Genomic DNA, 19,764 nt, shown 5'->3' on the forward strand with positions numbered 1-19,764 from the left:
AAAACAATTTGCGCACAAATCTTATCATTAAAGCGTACGCGCTACAGCAGTAATGACGAGAAGCTAAGGTGAAAATCGGCTAAGAAAACAGCGAACGCGCCGTGTTTCCATTTAACCCTGTCAAAATGGCTGTATTAAGGAAAGCGCAGATAAAGGATAGTAAAAAAAACGACTGGCTCGCCTGGCCGGAGAGAGTGCCAGGTTAACCAGTCGAATTTTATACGACAGTGTATGTCGTTATGCCAGTACCGTCGAAGGCGCTTTGAAAGCCAACGGCAGTTCTGCGTCGTCCTGGAAGGTCACAAATTCCCAGGCTTCCTGTTTTGCCAGGACTGCCTGTAACAATTTGTTATTCAATGCGTGACCGGATTTATACGCGGTAAACGCACCAATAATATTGTGACCACACATGAACAAGTCACCGATCGCGTCGAGCATTTTGTGACGAACGAATTCATCTTCAAAACGCAGGCCGTCTTCGTTCAATACGCGATAATCGTCAACAACGATGGCACAATCGAAGCTGCCGCCCAGGCACAGGCCGCGGGACTGCAGATATTCGATATCACGCATAAAACCGAAGGTACGCGCACGGCTGATCTGGCGCATGAACGCATCCGCAGAGAAGTTCATCGCGTAGCGCTGGCTGCTGGAATCGATCGCCGGATGGTTAAAGTCGATGGTGAAATCCAACGTAAAACCATTGTACGGTCTGAATTCAGCCCATTTATCGCCATCTTCAACCCGAACAGTCTCTTTGATGCGTACGAATTTTTTGGCGCAGTTCAGTTCATCAATACCGGCGTCAAGCAGCAGGTAGACAAACGGAGCGGCACTGCCATCCATGATCGGGATTTCCGGGGCATTAACCTCAATAACGATGTTATCGATACCTAAGCCCGCCAGAGCAGCGTTCAGGTGCTCAACGGTTGAAATCCGTACATCATGCTCATTCACCAGACACGTACAGAGCATGGTATCACGCACAGATTTGGCATCGGCCGGGAAATCTACCGGTGGATTCAAGTCGGTGCGACGATAGATGACCCCGGTATTGGCCGGCGCAGGGCGTAATGTCAGGGTGACTTTTTTGCCGGTGTGTAAACCGACGCCAGTCGCCTGAACGATACGTTTAAGTGTCCTTTGTTTGATCATCGTATAATCTCGCCAAATTACCTATCCAACCGAAGTGTACTATACATTCGGCGGGCCAGTTTAGCACAAAGAGCCCAGAATCCCAAATTCCAGCTAATTCTTAATCAGCTTGCTTACGCAGGAATGCGGGGATATCCAGATAATCCGGCTCTTTCGCCGCCTGTGGTGTATTGTCGTTAACCACTTTCGCGACCGTTTTTTGCTCCTGCGTCAGCGGCGCCATACCGTGCTGCTGATAACGATCCAACACCGGCTGCTGCACCTGTTTATTGGTCACCAGAGTGATTTCAGGACGCTTGTCCATACCAATACCGGTCGCCACTACCGTCACGCGCAGTTCATCATTCATATCCGGGTCCAGAGAGGTACCGATAACCACGGTGGCGTTATCCGACGCAAATGCACGGATGGTGTTACCGACGGTTTCGAACTCATCCAGACGCAGGTCGAAGCCCGCCGTAATGTTGACCAACACGCCGCGCGCGCCGGACAGGTCGATATCTTCCAGCAGCGGAGAAGAAATAGCCATTTCAGCCGCTTCTTCCGCACGGTCTTCACCGCTCGCCACGCCGGAGCCCATCATTGCGTAGCCCATTTCAGACATCACGGTACGCACGTCAGCAAAGTCGACGTTCATCAGGCCCGGGCGGGTGATCAGCTCTGCGATGCCCTGAACCGCGCCTTTCAGCACGTCGTTAGCCGCGCCGAACGCGTCGAGCAGGGAGATACCACGGCCCAGCACTTTCAGCAGCTTGTCGTTCGGGATGGTGATCAACGAGTCCACATGCTTGGACAGCTCAGTGATACCCTGCTCCGCAAATGCCATGCGCTTTTTACCTTCAAAATTGAAAGGCTTAGTCACCACGGCAACGGTCAGAATACCTAAATCTTTTGCCACTTCAGCAACCACTGGCGCCGCGCCGGTTCCGGTACCGCCGCCCATGCCTGCCGCGATAAATACCATGTCTGCGCCTTCAAGCGCCGCACGCAGCGCTTCACGGTCTTCGTCCGCCGCGTTACGACCGACTTCCGGGTTAGCGCCGGCGCCCAGACCTTTGGTAATGCCGCTACCAATTTGAATGGTCTGGCCAACCGCCGTTTTACGCAACGCCTGAGCGTCGGTATTCACCGCGAAGAATTCAACACCTTCGATGCGCTCGCGCACCATGTGTTCAACAGCGTTACCGCCGCCACCACCGACGCCGATGACTTTAATCACCGCGTCGTTGGTTAGTTCCATAGGTTCAAACATAATCTCTCTCCGTCATGTGCCTGTCGCCTGAGGCCGTAATATCTGGCGGCCTCATAAAAATTAAAACTCTTTTCGCAGCCAGCTATTAAGTCGCTTGATCCACGAGCCAACTGATGCCGTAACACGTTTTTCCACTTCTGCTTCACCGTTTAAGTGGGACTCTTTCCCGTAGTGAAGCAATCCCACCGCCGTTGAGTAATACGGCTCCTGGGCATAATCCGTCAGACCGGTGATATTCAGCGGCGCGCCGATACGCACCTGCGTATGAAACACGCGCTGAGCGCAAGCAGCAAGCCCTTCGATTTGCGCCGCGCCGCCGGTTAACACAATCCCCGCCGCCAGGTGATGTTTTACCCCTTGTTGGCGAAGCTGTTCCTGTAATTGCAATATCTCTTCGTTGACCAGATTGAGCAGCTCGGTGTAACGCGGCTCAATCACTTCCGCCAGCGTCTGACGTTGCAGGCTGCGCGGCGGACGCCCGCCTACGCTCGGTACTTCAACGCTTTCGTCTTTACCGACAATGGAACCCAGCGCGCAACCGTGGCGAACTTTAATGGCTTCAGCATCGCTCGGCGGCGTACCAAAGGCATAAGCGATATCGCTGGTCACCACGTTCCCCGCGTAAGGGATCACTTTGGTATGACGCAGCGCGCCGCCAGTATAAACGGCGATATCCATTGTACCACCGCCGATATCCACGACACAGACGCCCAGTTCACGTTCATCTTCCGTTAACACGGAATAACTGGCCGCCAGTCCGGCAAATATCAGTTGGTCAACTTTCAGACCACAACGTTCAACAGCTTTGACAATGTTTTTTGCCATATCGTTGTGGCAGGTAATCAAATGTACTTTCGCCTGCATACGCACGCCGGAAAGACCGACCGGATTTTTAATGCCTTCCTGGTAGTCAATGGCATACTCCTGAGGAATCACATGCAGCACGCGATGTTCATCGCGCACGCGCACTGACTTCGCAGTATGCACGACGTTTTCCACATCTTCTTGCGTCACTTCCTCTTCGGAAATGGGCACCATACCAATTTCATTCTGACAGCTAATATGTTTGCCGGAAAGCGCCAGATATACCGAGGAGATCTGGCAATCGGCCATCAATTCCGCCTGGTCAATGGCGCGCTGAACGCATTTCACCACTGACTCAAGGTCATTCACCCCGCCTTTATCCATACCCCGCGATGGGCAACTGCCCACGCCAATGATATTGACCATACCGTCGGGCAGAACTTCCCCTACTAAAGCGGCAACCTTCGCGGTGCCAATCTCCAGTCCTACTACCAGTTTTCTGTCCGTCGCCTTGATCATTGTTGTTCTGCCTGTGCCTGATTCTGTTGCTGATTAGATTCCTCAGGGGGGAGCGGCGCCCAGCCAACTGCCGCACCTGAGTCATAACGCAAATCAACGTAGCTAATCCGTTTGCCATCGGTTTGCGCCTGCTGCTGTAAAACCGGATAGAGTTCTACAAAGCGAGCCAACCTTTTCATCGTATCGCCCCTGCCGAGATTGAGCTTAATGCCGTTATTAAGCGTCAATTGCCAGGAGCGACGTGCGGTCATCGCCGCTTCCTTCAGAGTGAATTTATCCTTAGCCAGCACCTGCCCCATCTCGCGGTATCCCTGCAACACTTCACTCGCGCTGCCTTCCGGGCCATACAACATGGGTAAAACCTGTTTGCCGATGCGGTCTGACGGCACGCTGAAGGTGTTCCCTTCAGCATCGACCATATGTTGATCATTCCAACGCGCAATCGGCACATATTCAACCAGATGAATCTTCAATTCATCAGGCCACTGTTTTCTGACGCTGGCCTGTTTAATCCACGGCAAACGCTCAATCTGGCTCTGGATAATGTTCACATCCTGCGTCATGAAGGTTCCCGGCGCGCCCAGAGCCAGTATCGCCTGACGGATATCATCGTTACGCGTGTAGTGACGCTCGCCGGTTAATACCAGCTTTGATAACGGTAAACGCTGCGCATCTTCCATCCACCCTAACACGACCCACCCGCTAACAAACACGGTGCACAGTACCGTCAGCAGAAATAAAATACCTGCAAGACGCGTTCCATTATTGCGGCGTGAAGAAGGCGTCTCTTCATCACTGTTTCGCGTGTTCAGCGCAGCCTGCGACATATCAGTCCGCCAACTCCAGAATTCGTACCACTAACTGCGAGAAGCTCATTCCCGCCTGACGCGCCGCCATCGGCACCAGACTATGGCTGGTCATCCCCGGAGAAGTATTGGCTTCCAGCAGATAAAACTGACCATCGCTGTCCAGCATGACGTCAATACGCCCCCATCCCGTGCAGCCTAAAGCTTTCCATGCCTGCAGGACGAGAGACTGTAGCGCGGCTTCCTGGGACGCTTCTAAACCGGCAGGGCAGAAATACTGAGTCTCATCAGAGAGATACTTCGCCTCATAATCATAGAAGGTTCCTGCCGGTTGGATACGAATTGACGGTAAAATTTCTTCGCCAACTATCGCCACCGTAAATTCCGGACCGCACAGCCATTTCTCAATCAGTATTTCGTCATCATGCTGAAAAGCCAATGATAACGCACCCTGTAAAGCATTTTCTTCTACTACTTTCGTCATACCGACGCTGGAGCCTTCACGGCTGGGTTTGACGATCAGCGGTAAACCCAGCGCCGAAATTCGCGCTTTTTGTTCTTCGCTAAGGCCTTTTTCAAACTCAGCGCGCGTCAGCGCGACCCACGGCGCAACCGGTAAGCCTGCGCCCTGCCACAGCAATTTACTGCGCAGTTTATCCATGGAAAGCGCCGAGGCCATCACGCCGCTACCGGTATAAGGCAGGCCGAGCAGTTCAAGCATTCCCTGTAAGGTGCCATCTTCACCGCCGCGGCCATGCAACGCAATAAAGACCTTCTGAAAGCCCATTGCTTTAAGCTGCGCGACATCGACCTCTTGCGGATCGACGGGATGCGCATCAATACCGCCTTCACGTAACCCGGCCAACACTGCCGCGCCGGAATTTAACGAAACGTCCCGCTCCGCAGAGGTTCCGCCCAACAGGACCGCGATTTTATCAGCCATGTTGCTCTTCCTCCTGGATTTGCGGCTTCAGCTTGATTTCAGATAAGTAACGCGCAATTTTGCCAACATTTCCTGCGCCTTGCACTAATATCAAGTCGTTACCCGTCAGCACCGGCGCTAACATTGTCGCAACCTGAGCCGGATCGGAAACCAGAATCGGGTCAATTTTTCCCCGATTACGAATCGTACGACATAAAGAACGGCTATCCGCGCCCGGAATCGGCGCTTCGCCCGCCGGGTAAACGTCCAGCATCAGCAGCGCATCGACCTGGGTCAGCACATTGGCGAAATCGTCATACAGATCGCGCGTGCGCGTGTAACGGTGCGGCTGAAACAGCATCACCAGGTTTTTATCCGGCCACCCTGCTCGCGCAGCTTTAATGGTGGCGTCTACTTCAGTCGGATGATGGCCATAGTCATCCACCAGCATCGCCGTCCCGGCTTTACCATTCACCGGCTCAAGCGGGAACTCGCCGAGGAAGTCAAAACGACGCCCGGTCCCCTGGAAGCTTTCCAGCGCGCGCAGGATAGCGTCATCGTCGATGCCTTCTTCGGTCGCTACCGCCACTGCTGCGGCGGCATTCAGGGCATTGTGGCGACCCGGCGCATTCAACGTGACATGCAGATCCGGCATTCCCTGGCGCAACAGCGTAAAGTGCCCCTGCGGCCCTATCTGCTGATAATCTTCTACGCGGACGTCAGCATCCTCGCTAAAGCCATACGTCGTGGTCTGACGCCCCACCCGCGGCAGCAACTCGCGGATGACCGGATCGTCGACGCACATTACCGCGCGACCATAGAACGGCAGGTTATGCAGGAAGTTAATAAACGTCTGCTTTAAATTTTCAAAGTCGCCATGATAGGTATCCATATGGTCGGCTTCGATGTTGGTGACGATCGCGACCATCGGCTGCAAATGCAGGAAGGACGCGTCGCTCTCATCTGCCTCGGCAATCAGGTAACGACTATGGCCCAGACGCGCATGAACGCCTGCGGCTTTCACCAGTCCGCCATTCACGAAAGTCGGGTCCAGCCCCGCTTCGGCATAAATACTGGACACCATCGCGGTCGTTGTGGTTTTTCCGTGCGTCCCGGCAATGGCGATGCCGTGGCGAAAACGCATCAGTTCCGCCAGCATTTCCGCACGGCGAATAACCGGAATACGCGCTTCATGCGCCGCGACAATTTCCGGGTTATCCGCGGAAATTGCGCTGGAAACGACGACCACGCTGGCATCACGCACATTTTCCGGACGATGGTTAAAGAAAATCGTCGCCCCCAGGCTCGTCAACTGCTGGGTCACCGGATTCGGCGCTAAATCGGAACCACTGATCTGATACCCTTCATTGGCCAGAACTTCGGCAATACCGCCCATACCAGCACCACCGATGCCGACAAAGTGAATGTGCCGAACGCGACGCATTTCGGGCACGATGGAACGCAGTTTTGCCAGTTGTTGTGTATTCATTCTTTACGCCATTAACTCCAATACCCGCCATACTTCAAATTGCAGATGCGTTGGCTTGCCTGCAACCCAAATTATTGAGGGTAGAAAAACCCTGCGATGCAAAAGGCACCGCCACAAATTATGTCCGGGCAACCCGGCTGACTTCACTGGCGACGCGCTCGGTAGCATCCGGAATGGATACCGCGCGGGCACGCTCCGCCATGGTTAACAACGCCTCGCGCGACCACCCCGCCAGGGTGTCGGCGACAGCCTCTACAGTAAACTGCGGCTGCTCAAAAATCTTAGCTGCGCCGGCGTTTTCTAACGGCAGCGCATTCCAGTACTGCTGCCTGTCTTTATGCTGAAACGGCACGAATATCGCCGGTAATCCGGCGGCGGCGATCTCGCTCACCGTTAAAGCGCCGGAACGACATACCACCACATCCGCCCACGCATAGGCGGCGGCCATGTCATCGATAAATTCCGTCACCTTATGCTGCGGTTGTCCCGCCCCGGCATATGCCTGCTCTACCGTGAGCTGCGCGCCTTTTCCGCTTTGATGCCAGATTGTAACCGTATCGCCCAGTCTGGCGGCAACCTGCGGCATCGTCTGGTTCAGGACTCGCGCCCCCTGAGAACCGCCGACCACCAACACGCGAATCGGGCCGTCACGACCGGCCAGACGCACCTGCGGCAACGGCAACGCCAGTACGTCGGTACGCACCGGGTTACCCACCACTTCCGCGTTCGGGAATGCACCGGGAAACGCCTGCATCACCGTGGTCGCGATTTTGGCCAGCCACTGATTGGTTAGCCCGGCGATACCGTTTTGCTCATGCAAGACGACCGGAATACCCAATGACCAGGCGGCAAGACCGCCGGGGCCGGAAACATAACCGCCCATTCCCAGCACGACATCCGGCTTAAACCGCTTCATGATCGCCCGCGCCTGCCGCCAGGCGTTAAAAATCCGCAGCGGCGCCGCCAGAAGCGCTTTTACGCCTTTGCCGCGCAGACCGGAGATCCGAATAAAGTCAATATCGATGCCATGCTTCGGCACTAAATCCGCTTCCATACGATCGGCGGTACCCAGCCAGCGAACTTGCCAGCCCTGGGCCATTAAATGATGCGCAACGGCCAGTCCCGGGAACACGTGCCCGCCGGTACCGCCCGCCATCACCATTAACCGCTTCGGTTGACCACTCATCGAGAACCTCGTGTAAACGCCTGCGCTTTTTCCAGACGCGTTTCATAATCAATACGTAATAAAAACATAATGGCCGTCGACATAATCAACAGACTCGACCCGCCATAACTGATCAGCGGCAGCGTAAGGCCTTTGGTCGGCAGCATCCCCGCGGCCGCGCCAACGTTTACCAGCGCCTGGAAACTAAACCAGATACCGATAGAACACGCTAAAAATCCGGAAAAACGGTGGTCAATCTCCAATGCCTTACGGCCAATCGACATCGCGCGAAAAGCGACGAAGAATACCATTAAAAGCGCCAATACCACACCGATATAACCCAGTTCTTCCCCAATAATGGCGAAGATGAAATCGGTGTGCGCCTCCGGCAAATACTCCAGTTTCTGCACCGAATTCCCCAGCCCTTGCCCCCATATCTCACCGCGACCAAAAGCCATCAGCGACTGCGTCAGCTGATAACCGCTGCCGAACGGATCTTCCCAGGGGTTCCAGAACGAGGTAACGCGGCGAATACGATACGGTTCGGCGAGGATTAACAGAATCACCGCCGAGATGCCCATCCCGATAATGGCGATGAACTGCCATAATTTCGCCCCGGCGAGAAACAGCATCGCCAGCGTGGTGACAAACAGTACGACCACCGTCCCGAGGTCAGGCTGCGCCAGCAGTAACACCGCCAGCACCAGAATCACGCCCATTGGTTTTAAAAAGCCGCGCAGGTTATTTCGCACCTCATCAACCTTGCGCACCAGATAGTTCGCGAGGTAGCAGAACAGCGACAGCTTGGTAAACTCCGCAGGCTGAATACGCAGCGGCCCCAGCGCAATCCAGCGCGACGCCCCGTTAACCGAGCTCCCGACGACCAGCACGATAAGCAGCATAATGATCGACGCAATCAGCATCGTCGTGCTGTATTTTTGCCAGAAGGTCATGGGCAAACGTAGCGTGACCATCGCCAGACAAAATGCCAGGAAGATATAGAGCGCATCACGTTTGGCAAACAAAAACGGATCGTTCGCCAGGCGCTGCCCGACTGGCATGGAGGCCGACGTCACCATGACAAAACCAATCGCCGCCAGCCCGAAGGTCAGCCATAGCAGCGTGCGGTCATACATGATCAGACTGTCGGCGTCTTTATCGCGCGAAGCCATCACCCAGCCTTTAAGCGCCGCAAACAGCCAGGCCAGGAGGCCAAAGCCTGGTACGCGCGGCATTCTCAGACGGGGGAGAGATAAACGCATCAACCTAACTCCTTCGCCAGACGGGTAAAGACATCGCCCCGTTGCTCAAAATTTTTAAACTGATCGAGGCTGGCGCAGGCGGGCGACAACAGCACCATATCACCCGGCTGAACGTGCGGCGCCAGCAAACGCATCGCCTCTTCCATCGTCTCAGTCTGTTGGGCGATTTCCGGACGCAGTGCGGCAAGCTGCGCGCCATCGCGCCCAAAGCAATACAGGCGGATACGATCGCCGGTCAGATAGCGCGCCAGCGGAGAAAAGTCTGCCGACTTACCGTCGCCGCCCAGCAGCAGATGCAGCGTACCGTCCACATGCAAACCGTTTAGCGCCGCTTCGGTACTGCCGACGTTGGTCGCTTTCGAGTCGTTGATCCAACGTACGCCGTTATGCTCCAACGCCAGCTGGAAGCGATGCGCCAGACCGGTAAATGTCGTCAACGCCTTCAAACTGCTGGCGCGCGGCAGACCTACGGCATCCGCCAGCGCCAGCGCTGCTAACGCATTGGTATAGTTATGCTGCCCGGAAAGCTTCATCTCTTTCACGTTCAGCACCTTCTCGCCTTTGACTCGCAGCCAGGTTTCGCCCTGCTGACGATTAAGGTGATAATCACCCATATTGACGCCAAAGCTGACGCAGCGCTCATCGGCCCCGCGTACCGGCATCGTCAACGCGTCATCGGCATTCACTACGCACACTTTCGCCTTCTCGTAGACGCGCAGTTTCGCCGCCCGGTACTGTTGCAAACCAAACGGATACCGGTCCATATGATCTTCAGTGACGTTGAGCACCGTTGCCGCCGCCGCTTGCAAACTTGACGTGGTTTCCAGTTGGAAACTGGATAATTCCAGCACGTACAATTCGCGATCGGCATCCAGCAGCATCAGCGCCGGAAGACCGATATTGCCGCCAACGCCGACATTGACGCCCGCCGCTTTCGCCATCTCGCCCACTAAGGTGGTCACGGTGCTTTTGCCGTTCGAGCCGGTGATGGCCACAATCGGCGCCTGCGCTTCGCGGCAAAACAGTTCGATATCGCCGACAATTTCCACTCCAGCGCTGGCGGCAGCGCTAAGAGAGGGATGCGCCAGAGCAATACCAGGGCTGGCGACGATTAAATCCGCCGCTAAGAGCCACTCGTCGTTCAGGCCGCCAACGTGACGCTCAACATCTTGCGGCAGCTTATCCAGACCCGGCGGCGTCACGCGAGTATCCATCACCCGCGGCGTCACGCCGCGGGCGAGAAAAAAGTCCACGCAAGAGAGTCCGGTTAAGCCCAGACCGATAATGACGACGTTTTTGTCCTGGTAATCAGCCATGATTAACGTACCTTCAGCGTTGCCAGGCCAATCAGCACCAGCATCAGCGAAATAATCCAGAAACGCACAATCACGCGCGGTTCCGGCCAGCCTTTCAGTTCATAGTGGTGATGGATAGGCGCCATACGGAAAATACGCTGTCCGCGTAGTTTAAAGGAACCCACCTGCAGGATGACCGACAGAGTTTCCACCACAAAGACGCCGCCCATGATCACCAGCAGGAACTCCTGACGCAGCAGCACGGCGATAATGCCCAACGCGCCGCCCAACGCCAGCGATCCGACGTCGCCCATAAAAACCTGCGCCGGATAGGTGTTAAACCACAAGAATCCTAATCCCGCGCCGACAATCGCCGTACAGACAATCACCAGCTCGCCCGCATGGCGTAAATACGGAATATGCAGGTAATTGGCGAAGTTCATGTTCCCGGTCGCCCAGGCCACCAGCGCAAAGCCGGCGGCAACGAAGACAGTCGGCATAATCGCCAGACCATCAAGCCCGTCGGTCAGGTTTACGGCGTTACCCGTACCGACGATGACAAAGTAGGACAGCAGAATGTAAAACAGCCCCAATTGCGGCATAACATCTTTAAAGAACGGCACCACCAGTTGGGTCGCGGGCGTGTCTTTCCCGACGAGATAAAGCGCAAAGGCCACGCCGAGCGCGATAACCGACATCCAGAAATATTTCCAGCGCGCAATCAGCCCTTTGGTATCTTTCCGCACCACTTTGCGGTAGTCATCGACAAAACCGATAATGCCGTAGCCAATCAATACCACCAGCACGCACCAGACGTACGGGTTAGACGGGTAAGCCCATAACAGAACGGAAATCACAATCGCCGTCAGGATCATGATGCCGCCCATCGTCGGCGTACCGCGTTTACTGAAGTGCGATTCCGGGCCATCGTTACGTACCACCTGGCCAAAAGAGAGTTTTTGCAGACGAGCGATCATACGCGGGCCCATCCATAAAGAGATGAACAGCGCGGTCAACAGGCTGACGATGGCGCGAAACGTCAGATAAGAAAAGACGTTAAAGCCGGAATAATATTTGACCAAATGCTCGGCCAGCCAAACTAACATGAACCTTTCTCCTGTAACGCATGAACCACATCTTCCATCGCGGCGCTGCGTGATCCTTTCACTAAAATAGTCATCATCGGTTGCTCCTGAAGCAGAGCGTGTAAACGCGCAATGAGCGCGGCTTTATCGGCAAAATGTTCGCCGACGCCGCTGGCGTGGCTGATAGCCTGACTGAGTTTTCCGGTGCTTAACACGCGATCAATACCCGCCGCTTTTGCGGCCTCGCCAACCTGGAGGTGGCACGCTTCGCTTTCTGCGCCCAGCTCGGCCATATCGCCTACCACCAGCACGCGGTAGCCGGGCATTTCAGAAAGGACCTGCACTGCGGCGGTCATCGAACCGACGTTGGCGTTATAAGCGTCATCCAGTACCAGTTGGTTTTCACTTAGTTGAATCGGGAACAGACGCCCGGGTACGGCTTTTAACGCCGCCAGCCCTGCTTTAACCGCCGCCAGCGTCGCCCCCACCGCCATTGATAAAGCAGCGGCCGCCAGCGCGTTGGCAATATTGTGCCGCCCCGGCAACGGCAGCAGCACATCAATGCTGCCCATCGGCGTTTGCAGGGTAAATTCGGTACCGTGTGACGTCACGTGGATATTCGCAGCGGTAAAGTCGCTGTTTGCCGCATTCGGCGAAAAGCGCCACACCTGACGATCGCCAATAATGCTTTGCCAGTTCAGCCAGTCATTATTATCGGCATTCATAATCGCGATACCGTTCTCAGGCAAACCGGTATAGATTTCGCCTTTCGCTTTCGCCACGCCGGCCAGCGAGCCGAAACCTTCCAGATGCGCCGCCGCCAGGTTATTGACCAGCGCCGCTTCCGGGCGCGTCAGGCTAACGGTCCAGGCGATTTCTCCCTGGTGATTAGCGCCTAACTCGATCACCGCATAGTCATAATCATGGTTTAAGCGCAGCAGCGTTATCGGCACGCCGATGTCGTTGTTAAAATTGCCTGCGGTATACAAAGTATTTCCGCACTGGCTAAGAATCGCGGCGGTCATCTCTTTGACCGAGGTTTTGCCGGACGAACCGGTTAACGCCACCACCCGCGCCGGTACCTGCATACGTACCCAGGCGGCCAGTTGGCCAAATGCCTGACGCGTGTCTTTTACAATCACCTGCGGGAGATCGATATCCAGAGGACGACTGACCAGCAGGGCGCCAGCGCCGTTCGCTTTTGCTTTATCAGCAAAATCATGCGCATCAAAGCGTTCCCCTTTCAGCGCCACGAACAGGCATCCCGGCGTCACTTTCCGTGTGTCGGTAATGACCGTATCGAGCGTGAGATCCGCCCCGCGGTGTTCGGCGCCAAGGACATCGGCAATTTTGCTGAGCGTTACGCTAATCATGCGATCACCCCCAGCAAACGCGCTGCGGTCACGCGGTCTGAATAATCAAGACGCTGCGTGCCGACAATCTGGTAATCCTCGTGCCCTTTACCTGCAATCAGCACGACGTCATTGTCTTTTGCCTGCATAATGGCATTGGTTACCGCCTCAGCGCGGCCTTCCATTACCCTGACCTGCCCGGCGTCCAGCATTCCGGCCAGAATATCGTTGATAATGGCGCGCGGCTCCTCGGTACGCGGGTTATCGTCAGTCACCACGACGATATCCGCGAATTCTTCGGCAATGGCCCCCATGAGTGGGCGCTTACCTTTGTCACGATCCCCGCCACAGCCAAAGACGCACCACAATTTTCCGGCGCAGTGCAGGCGCGCCGCCTGCAACGCTTTTTCCAGCGCATCCGGCGTGTGCGCGTAATCCACCACCACCGTCGGTTTGCCTGGCGCAGTGAACACTTCCATACGCCCGCAAACCGGCTGCAAACGCGCGGCGGTTTTCAGCAAATCCGTTAACGGATAGCCCAGCGCCAGCAGCGTCGCCAATGCCAGCAGTAAGTTGCTGACGTTAAACGCGCCCATCAGGCAGCTTTCGATTTCGCCTTCACCCCAGCTTGAAGCAAAACGAATCGTCGCTCCGCGGTCGTGGTACTCCACCGCCTCCGCTTTCAGCCAACGACCGTGACAGTTAGGGTTGATATGCCCTTCCATTGAAACCGCGACCGCATCGGGTAGCGACGCCAGCCAGCGGCGTCCAACTTCATCATCGGCGTTGACGATTGCCTGACCGTGATGGTGGGTGGAATAAAGCATCCATTTTGCCGCCTCGTAATGCGCCATATCGCCATGATAGTCGAGATGGTCGCGGCTCAAATTAGTAAACACGGAGGCGGCAAATTTCAACGCCGCCACGCGATGCTGCACCAGGCCGTGAGAAGAGACTTCCATCGCGCCGAAGGTCGCGCCCTGCGCAACCAGACTGGCCAGCACATGCTGAACATCCACAGCGGAACCGGTTGTGTTCTCCGTCGGGATCACTTTACCCAACAGTCCGTTGCCTACCGTTCCCATCACTGCGCTGGTTTCGCCGAGCAACTGGCTCCACTGCGCCAGTAGTTGGGTGGTGGTGGTCTTGCCATTGGTGCCGGTCACCGCCACCAGACGCATGTTTTCAGATGGCTCATGGTAAAAGCGGCCCGCCAGCGCAGATAAACGCTCATTGAGCTGGCTGAGATAGACGACCGGTACGCCGTGCATTTCGCGAATCTCACCGTCGGTCGCCTCGTCTTTCGCCTCTGCAATAATGGCAGCTACGCCTTGCGCTATCGCCTGCGGGATATATCGACGCCCGTCCGCCTGATGACCCACCACTGCCACAAAGAGATCGCCCGCCGCAGCCACACGGCTGTCGAGCGTCATCTCTCGCAGTTCTCGCGCGGGTAGTCCAGCCACCCACGGAGCAAGAAGGTCGCGCAAATTACGATCTGCCACCTGTTCCCTCGCCTTGATTAATTACGAATTCATTTTTTTCGCCCGTTGCCAGCGCGTCCGGTTCGATGTTCATGGTGCGCAGAACGCCGCCCATGATGGCACCAAATACCGGCGCGGAAACGGCGCCGCCGTAGTATTTACCCGCCTGCGGATCGTTGATGACAACCACCAGCGCGAAGCGCGGCTGACTCGCAGGCGCGACGCCTGCGGTGTAAGCAATGTATTTGTTGATGTAGCGACCGTCCGGCCCCACTTTTTTCGCCGTACCGGTTTTAATCGCGATACGGTAGCCTTTAATTGCCGCCTTCACGCCGCCGCCGCCCGGCAGCGCCACGCTTTCCATCATATGCACCACGGTGCGTACGGTGGATTCAGGGAAGATGCGTTCGCCGGGTACAGGCGGATCAACTTTGGTAATCGACAGCGGGCGATAAATGCCATAGCTGCCGATCGTTGCATAGACTCGCGCTAACTGTAACGGCGTTACCATTAGCCCGTAGCCGAAAGAGAAGGTGGCCCTCTCTATGTCGGACCACCGTTGTTTTTGAGGATATAAGCCACTGCGTTCTCCGACCAACCCCAAATTGGTCGCCTTTCCTAGCCCAAAACGTGAGTAAGTATCTACTAACGCTGAGGACGGCATCGCTAACGCCAGTTTGGATACACCGACGTTACTCGACTTCTGTAGAACCCCGGTCAGGGTTAATTCGCTGTAGCGCGCCACGTCTTTAATTTCGTGGCCGTTAATTCGGTATGGAACGGTATTCAACACCGTATTTTCGTTGACGATACCGCGCTGAAGCGCAGTCATCACCACCATCGGCTTAACCGTAGAACCTGGTTCAAACACGTCGGTGATGGTACGGTTACGCATCGCGTCTTTCGGCGTACCGGCAAGGTTGTTGGGGTTATAGGAAGGGCTATTCGCCATCGCCAGTACTTCACCGGTATTGACATCGACCAGCACCGCGCTACCGGATTCCGCCTTGTTAAACGCCACCGCGTTGTTCAGTTCGCGGTAAACCAGCGCCTGTAAGCGTTCATCAATGCTTAACGCCAGGTTGTGCGCTGCCTGACTGTCAGTGGAGGAGATATCCTCAATCACGCGGCCATAGCGGTCTTTACGCACGATTCGCTCGCCAGGCTGACCGGTAAGCCACTTATCAAAGCTCTTTTCAACGCCTTCAATCCCTTGACTGTCGACGTTGGTAAAACCGATGAGGTGAGCGGTTACTTCTCCTGACGGGTAGTAGCGGCGGGACTCTTCACGCAAATGAATCCCCGGCAGTTTGAGTTTTTTGATGTAGTCCGCCATGTCAGGGTTTACCTGGCGCGCCAGATAAATAAAACGCCCTTTCGGGTTGGCGTTGATACGGGCGGAGAGCTGATCGAGCGGAATATTGAGCGCAGTAGAAAGCGCTTTCCAGCGATCGCCAACGCTGATGCCGCCGGCGTCATGAACTTCTTTCGGGTCGGCCCAGATCGCCTTAACCGGTACGCTGACCGCCAGTGGACGCCCGGAACGGTCGGTAATCATACCGCGTGAGGTGGAGACTTCCTGAACACGCAGCGAACGCATATCGCCCTGACGCACCAGCATATCCGGGGCGATAATCTGTAGCCACGCCGCGCGTCCAAGTAAAAAAACCAGCGCCAGTAAAATACAGCCGCACAGCAACGCAAAACGCCAACTGATGAAGTTGGTCTGTTCTTCCTGGCGCTTCGATTTTTGCGTTTTTGCCGCTGCTTTCATGCGTCGCGTTTATCCTTATTTTTGCACTACGATATTTTCTTGGGACGGATCAACATGCTGCATTTGCAGCTTTTCCGTTGCGATCCGCTCCACCCGGCTGTGATCGCCGAGCGCATTTTCTTCAAGGATCAGGTTGCGCCATTCAATGTCCAATGCATCGCGCTCCAGAACCAGTTGTTCACGCTGCGCGGTGAGTAAACGAGTATGGTGCGCCGTCGTGACCACCGTCACCGCCGTTAAAATGATGCAAATGAACAAGCAGAGTGGCAGCTTCCCGAACCGCAAAAGATCGTCACCGATCACGCCAGGCAAGGCATGGCGCTCGTTGCTTCCTATCGATCCCTTCACTTTGCTTAGGGCTTCTGTCACTCTGCTGATCATGCGTTCGTCCTCTCTGCGATACGCAGAACTGAACTACGGGCCCGAGGATTTTCAGCTACCTCTTTTTCACCCGGCATCAACTTGCCTAACGCTCGTAACTCACGACCGCCCAGTTTTTTGAGCTGCGCTTCCGTCATCGGTAATCCCGCCGGCACCTGCGGACCGCGGCTTTGCTCACGCATAAAGCGTTTCACAATACGGTCTTCCAGCGAGTGGAAACTGATGATTGAAAGCCGCCCGCCTGGGGCCAGTACGCTGAGCGAGCTTTTTAGCGCCTGCTCTATCTCCTCCAGTTCACTGTTTACCCAGATGCGCACCGCCTGGAAGGTACGGGTCGCGGGATGTTTGAATTTGTCTTTTACCGGGGTCGCCGCCGCAACCACTTCCGCCAGCTCTTTGGTGCGGGTCATCGGCTGTTCGCGATTGCGCTCAACAATGGCGCGAGCAATACGTTTGGCAAAACGCTCCTCGCCGAATGTTTTCAGCACCCAGGCGATATCCGCCTCCTCCGCCGTTTGTAACCACTCGGCGGCAGACTGGCCGCGCGTCGGGTCCATTCGCATATCCAGCGGACCGTCACGCATGAATGAAAAACCGCGCTCCGCATCGTCAAGCTGCGGAGAAGAGACGCCAAGATCGAGAAGGATCCCGTCAATCTTGCCGGTAAGCTCGCGCTCGGCGACATAATCAGCCAGCGCGGAAAAAGGTCCATGAATGATGGAGAAGCGAGGATCATTGATGGCCTGCGCAACGGCGATCGCCTGCGGATCGCGATCGATCGCCAGCAAGCGCCCCTCTTCGCCCAGTTGCGAGAGGATCAGGCGCGAGTGGCCGCCGCGACCAAATGTGCCATCAATATAGATACCATCCGGACGAATATTCAGCCCATTAACGGCTTCATCCAACAGTACCGTAGTGTGTTTAAAATTTTCCATCATCTTATAGAGACAAGTCCTGCAGCCGCTCCGATAACGTTTCGGTAGCTGACTGTTCAGCGTCGATATCTTCCTTGACCTGTTGATACCAGGTCGTTTCATCCCACAGCTCAAATTTGTTGAACTGTCCAACCAGCATCACTTCTTTCGTCAGTCCGGCATGTTGCCGCAGAACTGGCGCGATCAGTAATCGACCTGCACCATCCATCTGACATTCGCTGGCATGGCCCAACAGTAAACGCTGTACGCGACGTTCTACCGGGTTCATGCTCGACAGACGAGATAACTTTTGCTCAATAATTTCCCATTCAGGCAGGGGGTAAAGCAGCAGGCATGGGTGATGGATGTCAATGGTACATACCATTTGACCGGTAGCGCTCTCGATCAGTTGCTCCCGATAACGGGTCGGCACGGTCAGGCGCCCTTTACTGTCGAGATTGACTAACGTTGCCCCCCGGAACATGCCAGTCTCACCCCTTCTTACCACTTTATCCCACAAATTCCCACTCGAAGGAGTTTACGGAGCGGAGGAAAAGCTTGTCAAGCAAGTCACAACGCTTACCTAAGTAAAAAAGCCAATGTTTACGGCGAATATCTGCGTTGATTAATTTCCACCCAGCGTGCAAGCCAAATTAACGTTATGAATATTTGTAAGAAAAAAACCAAAGACCCACCGCCGTTTAAAACGGACTCAATATAATCCGAGAAAAATATAAAGTGTCAGTTTGCGACGCGAGCGGCATTTTAGGACATATTGCACCGTGTTAACAGTGCCTGTTTAACGTGTGCAGCGCCTGCTATACCAGCGCCTACGAGCGACTGTCGCGCCAAAGACAAAAAGTGGCTGTTAATTCGACGATTTCTTGCCTGCTTGTAACAAAACAAGACAAAGGAAAAGACTCGTTACGTCTTAATTAGTGGAATATGGACGATTTCGGACAAAAGAAAGGTAATAAAAAAGAATTTTCGGATAATTTTAAGGAATAATCTTAATTATTTAAGGGATATTTTTACTGATACGCATTTGTTTGACGGCGGCAGAAGAGAGAGTCTTTTACCGCCGGTCCTCTAGCTACGGCTCAGAATGCCGCGACGATACAGGTTTCGCCGAATACGCGTTAAGCCGGGTTTCGGTTTACGCGGTTCATCAAGACTTGCCAGCACAATCTCCAGCACGCGTTCCGCGACATCACGATGACGCTGCGCCACCGCCAGTACCGGGCATTGCAGAAAATCCAGCAGCTCATGATCGCCGAAGGTCGCAATCGCCAAATCCGAGGGCAGTTTTCCATCGCGCCGCAGCGTAACGTCCATCACGCCCTGTAATAGCGCGAATGATGTCGTAAAGAGCGCCTGCGGCATAGGATGCGTTTCCAGCCATTTCTCAAACAGCTGCGCGGCGGCTTCGCGCTCATAGCTGTTGGCATATAAGAAATTCACCTCCCGCGGATCGTCTTTCCATGCGGTGCGGAACCCCTGCTCGCGCAGGAAACTGACGGACAACTCCGGCAGCGCGCCCAAATAAAGCACCGTTTCCGCCGGGAATTTACGCAGCTCTTCCGCCAACATCTCGGCATCATCCTGATCGGCGCCGACCACGCTGGTGAAATGTTCGCGATCCAGCGCGCGGTCGAGCGCGACGATGGGGAACGGATCGTTGGCCCAGCGCTGATAGAAGGGATGCTCCGGCGGTAACGAAGTTGAAACAATGATTGCATCCACCTGGCGTTGCAAAAGGTGCTCAATGCAGCGCATTTCGTTATCCGGCTGATCTTCAGAACAGGCGATCAGCAGTTGGTAGCCACGCTGGCGTGCCTGGCGCTCAAGATAGTTTGCGATACGGGTGTAGCTCGTGTTTTCAAGGTCCGGGATCACCAGACCAATGGAACGTGTGCGTCCAGCACGCAGCCCGGCAGCCACAGCGTTAGGATGGTAATTGTGCTCACGCACTACCGCCATGACTTTTTCTACGGTTTTGTCGCTCACGCGGTATTGCTTTGCTTTACCGTTTATAACGTAGCTTGCAGTTGTGCGCGAGACACCGGCCAGCCGAGCGATTTCATCCAGTTTCACAATTGCCCCTT

The 19,764-nt window shown here is 55.2% G+C and carries 17 protein-coding genes; all 17 read right to left on the reverse strand.

Annotated features, from left to right (window positions below):
* Positions 1-237: 237 nt before the first annotated feature.
* The gene (gene lpxC, locus ABVN44_RS17965; RefSeq protein ID WP_000595487.1) at positions 238-1,155 is read right to left on the reverse strand and encodes a UDP-3-O-acyl-N-acetylglucosamine deacetylase; all 918 of its coding nucleotides are present in this window, start codon (positions 1,153-1,155) and stop codon (positions 238-240) included.
* A gap of 100 nt (positions 1,156-1,255) precedes the next feature.
* Positions 1,256-2,407, reverse strand: coding sequence for a cell division protein FtsZ (gene ftsZ / locus ABVN44_RS17970; protein ID WP_000462785.1), 1,152 nt, complete (start codon positions 2,405-2,407; stop codon positions 1,256-1,258).
* 60 nt (positions 2,408-2,467) lie between these two features.
* A complete protein-coding gene (ftsA, locus tag ABVN44_RS17975; RefSeq protein ID WP_000588463.1) occupies positions 2,468-3,730 on the reverse strand; it encodes a cell division protein FtsA in 1,263 nt (420 codons plus the stop codon).
* Positions 3,727-4,557, reverse strand: coding sequence for a cell division protein FtsQ (gene ftsQ, locus ABVN44_RS17980; protein ID WP_000075728.1), 831 nt, complete (start codon positions 4,555-4,557; stop codon positions 3,727-3,729). Before ftsQ ends, ftsA begins: the two co-directional genes overlap by 4 nt.
* 1 nt (position 4,558) lies before the next feature.
* Entirely contained in the window at positions 4,559-5,479 is a 921-nt protein-coding gene (locus tag ABVN44_RS17985; RefSeq protein WP_000763895.1) for a D-alanine--D-alanine ligase, read from the reverse strand.
* Positions 5,472-6,947, reverse strand: a complete 1,476-nt coding sequence (gene murC, locus ABVN44_RS17990) for a UDP-N-acetylmuramate--L-alanine ligase (RefSeq protein WP_001096072.1) — start codon at positions 6,945-6,947, stop codon at positions 5,472-5,474. Before murC ends, ABVN44_RS17985 begins: the two co-directional genes overlap by 8 nt.
* Before the next feature lie 118 nt (positions 6,948-7,065).
* The gene (gene murG, locus ABVN44_RS17995) at positions 7,066-8,133 is read right to left on the reverse strand and encodes an undecaprenyldiphospho-muramoylpentapeptide beta-N-acetylglucosaminyltransferase (protein WP_000016613.1); all 1,068 of its coding nucleotides are present in this window, start codon (positions 8,131-8,133) and stop codon (positions 7,066-7,068) included.
* Entirely contained in the window at positions 8,130-9,374 is a 1,245-nt protein-coding gene (ftsW, locus tag ABVN44_RS18000; RefSeq protein ID WP_001239803.1) for a cell division protein FtsW, read from the reverse strand. Before ftsW ends, murG begins: the two co-directional genes overlap by 4 nt.
* Positions 9,374-10,690 carry a UDP-N-acetylmuramoyl-L-alanine--D-glutamate ligase gene (gene murD, locus ABVN44_RS18005; protein WP_023231564.1) on the reverse strand — a complete coding sequence of 439 codons (1,317 nt, stop codon included), beginning with the start codon at positions 10,688-10,690 and terminating at the stop codon, positions 9,374-9,376. The genes ftsW and murD overlap by 1 nt, the downstream gene beginning before the upstream one ends.
* A gap of 2 nt (positions 10,691-10,692) precedes the next feature.
* Positions 10,693-11,775, reverse strand: coding sequence for a phospho-N-acetylmuramoyl-pentapeptide-transferase (mraY, locus tag ABVN44_RS18010; protein WP_000964138.1), 1,083 nt, complete (start codon positions 11,773-11,775; stop codon positions 10,693-10,695).
* Positions 11,769-13,127, reverse strand: coding sequence for a UDP-N-acetylmuramoyl-tripeptide--D-alanyl-D-alanine ligase (gene murF / locus ABVN44_RS18015; RefSeq protein ID WP_000626634.1), 1,359 nt, complete (start codon positions 13,125-13,127; stop codon positions 11,769-11,771). The genes mraY and murF overlap by 7 nt, the downstream gene beginning before the upstream one ends.
* The gene (gene murE / locus ABVN44_RS18020) at positions 13,124-14,611 is read right to left on the reverse strand and encodes a UDP-N-acetylmuramoyl-L-alanyl-D-glutamate--2,6-diaminopimelate ligase (RefSeq protein WP_023231565.1); all 1,488 of its coding nucleotides are present in this window, start codon (positions 14,609-14,611) and stop codon (positions 13,124-13,126) included. Before murE ends, murF begins: the two co-directional genes overlap by 4 nt.
* Positions 14,598-16,364, reverse strand: a complete 1,767-nt coding sequence (ftsI, locus tag ABVN44_RS18025; RefSeq protein WP_000642235.1) for a peptidoglycan glycosyltransferase FtsI — start codon at positions 16,362-16,364, stop codon at positions 14,598-14,600. Before ftsI ends, murE begins: the two co-directional genes overlap by 14 nt.
* A gap of 15 nt (positions 16,365-16,379) precedes the next feature.
* The gene (gene ftsL / locus ABVN44_RS18030; RefSeq protein ID WP_000625651.1) at positions 16,380-16,745 is read right to left on the reverse strand and encodes a cell division protein FtsL; all 366 of its coding nucleotides are present in this window, start codon (positions 16,743-16,745) and stop codon (positions 16,380-16,382) included.
* Positions 16,742-17,683, reverse strand: a complete 942-nt coding sequence (gene rsmH, locus ABVN44_RS18035) for a 16S rRNA (cytosine(1402)-N(4))-methyltransferase RsmH (protein ID WP_000970433.1) — start codon at positions 17,681-17,683, stop codon at positions 16,742-16,744. The genes ftsL and rsmH overlap by 4 nt, the downstream gene beginning before the upstream one ends.
* Position 17,684: 1 nt before the next feature.
* A complete protein-coding gene (mraZ, locus tag ABVN44_RS18040; protein WP_000488294.1) occupies positions 17,685-18,143 on the reverse strand; it encodes a division/cell wall cluster transcriptional repressor MraZ in 459 nt (152 codons plus the stop codon).
* Positions 18,144-18,748: 605 nt separating this feature from the next.
* Complete coding sequence (gene cra, locus ABVN44_RS18045) at positions 18,749-19,753, reverse strand: catabolite repressor/activator (protein WP_000762406.1); 1,005 nt, start codon at positions 19,751-19,753, stop codon at positions 18,749-18,751.
* Positions 19,754-19,764: the final 11 nt, after the last annotated feature.

Source organism: Salmonella sp. SJTUF15570 (assembly GCF_043357055.1).
GTDB lineage: Bacteria > Pseudomonadota > Gammaproteobacteria > Enterobacterales > Enterobacteriaceae > Salmonella > Salmonella enterica.

Coding starts and splice junctions, on each gene's coding strand:
- lpxC (WP_000595487.1), bottom strand. CDS start 1,155: ATGATCAAACAAAGGACACTTAAACGTATCGTTCAGGCGACTGGCGTC.
- ftsZ (WP_000462785.1), bottom strand. CDS start 2,407: ATGTTTGAACCTATGGAACTAACCAACGACGCGGTGATTAAAGTCATC.
- ftsA (WP_000588463.1), bottom strand. CDS start 3,730: ATGATCAAGGCGACGGACAGAAAACTGGTAGTAGGACTGGAGATTGGC.
- ftsQ (WP_000075728.1), bottom strand. CDS start 4,557: ATGTCGCAGGCTGCGCTGAACACGCGAAACAGTGATGAAGAGACGCCT.
- ABVN44_RS17985 (WP_000763895.1), bottom strand. CDS start 5,479: ATGGCTGATAAAATCGCGGTCCTGTTGGGCGGAACCTCTGCGGAGCGG.
- murC (WP_001096072.1), bottom strand. CDS start 6,947: ATGAATACACAACAACTGGCAAAACTGCGTTCCATCGTGCCCGAAATG.
- murG (WP_000016613.1), bottom strand. CDS start 8,133: ATGAGTGGTCAACCGAAGCGGTTAATGGTGATGGCGGGCGGTACCGGC.
- ftsW (WP_001239803.1), bottom strand. CDS start 9,374: ATGCGTTTATCTCTCCCCCGTCTGAGAATGCCGCGCGTACCAGGCTTT.
- murD (WP_023231564.1), bottom strand. CDS start 10,690: ATGGCTGATTACCAGGACAAAAACGTCGTCATTATCGGTCTGGGCTTA.
- mraY (WP_000964138.1), bottom strand. CDS start 11,775: ATGTTAGTTTGGCTGGCCGAGCATTTGGTCAAATATTATTCCGGCTTT.
- murF (WP_000626634.1), bottom strand. CDS start 13,127: ATGATTAGCGTAACGCTCAGCAAAATTGCCGATGTCCTTGGCGCCGAA.
- ftsI (WP_000642235.1), bottom strand. CDS start 16,364: ATGAAAGCAGCGGCAAAAACGCAAAAATCGAAGCGCCAGGAAGAACAG.
- ftsL (WP_000625651.1), bottom strand. CDS start 16,745: ATGATCAGCAGAGTGACAGAAGCCCTAAGCAAAGTGAAGGGATCGATA.
- rsmH (WP_000970433.1), bottom strand. CDS start 17,683: ATGATGGAAAATTTTAAACACACTACGGTACTGTTGGATGAAGCCGTT.
- mraZ (WP_000488294.1), bottom strand. CDS start 18,143: ATGTTCCGGGGGGCAACGTTAGTCAATCTCGACAGTAAAGGGCGCCTG.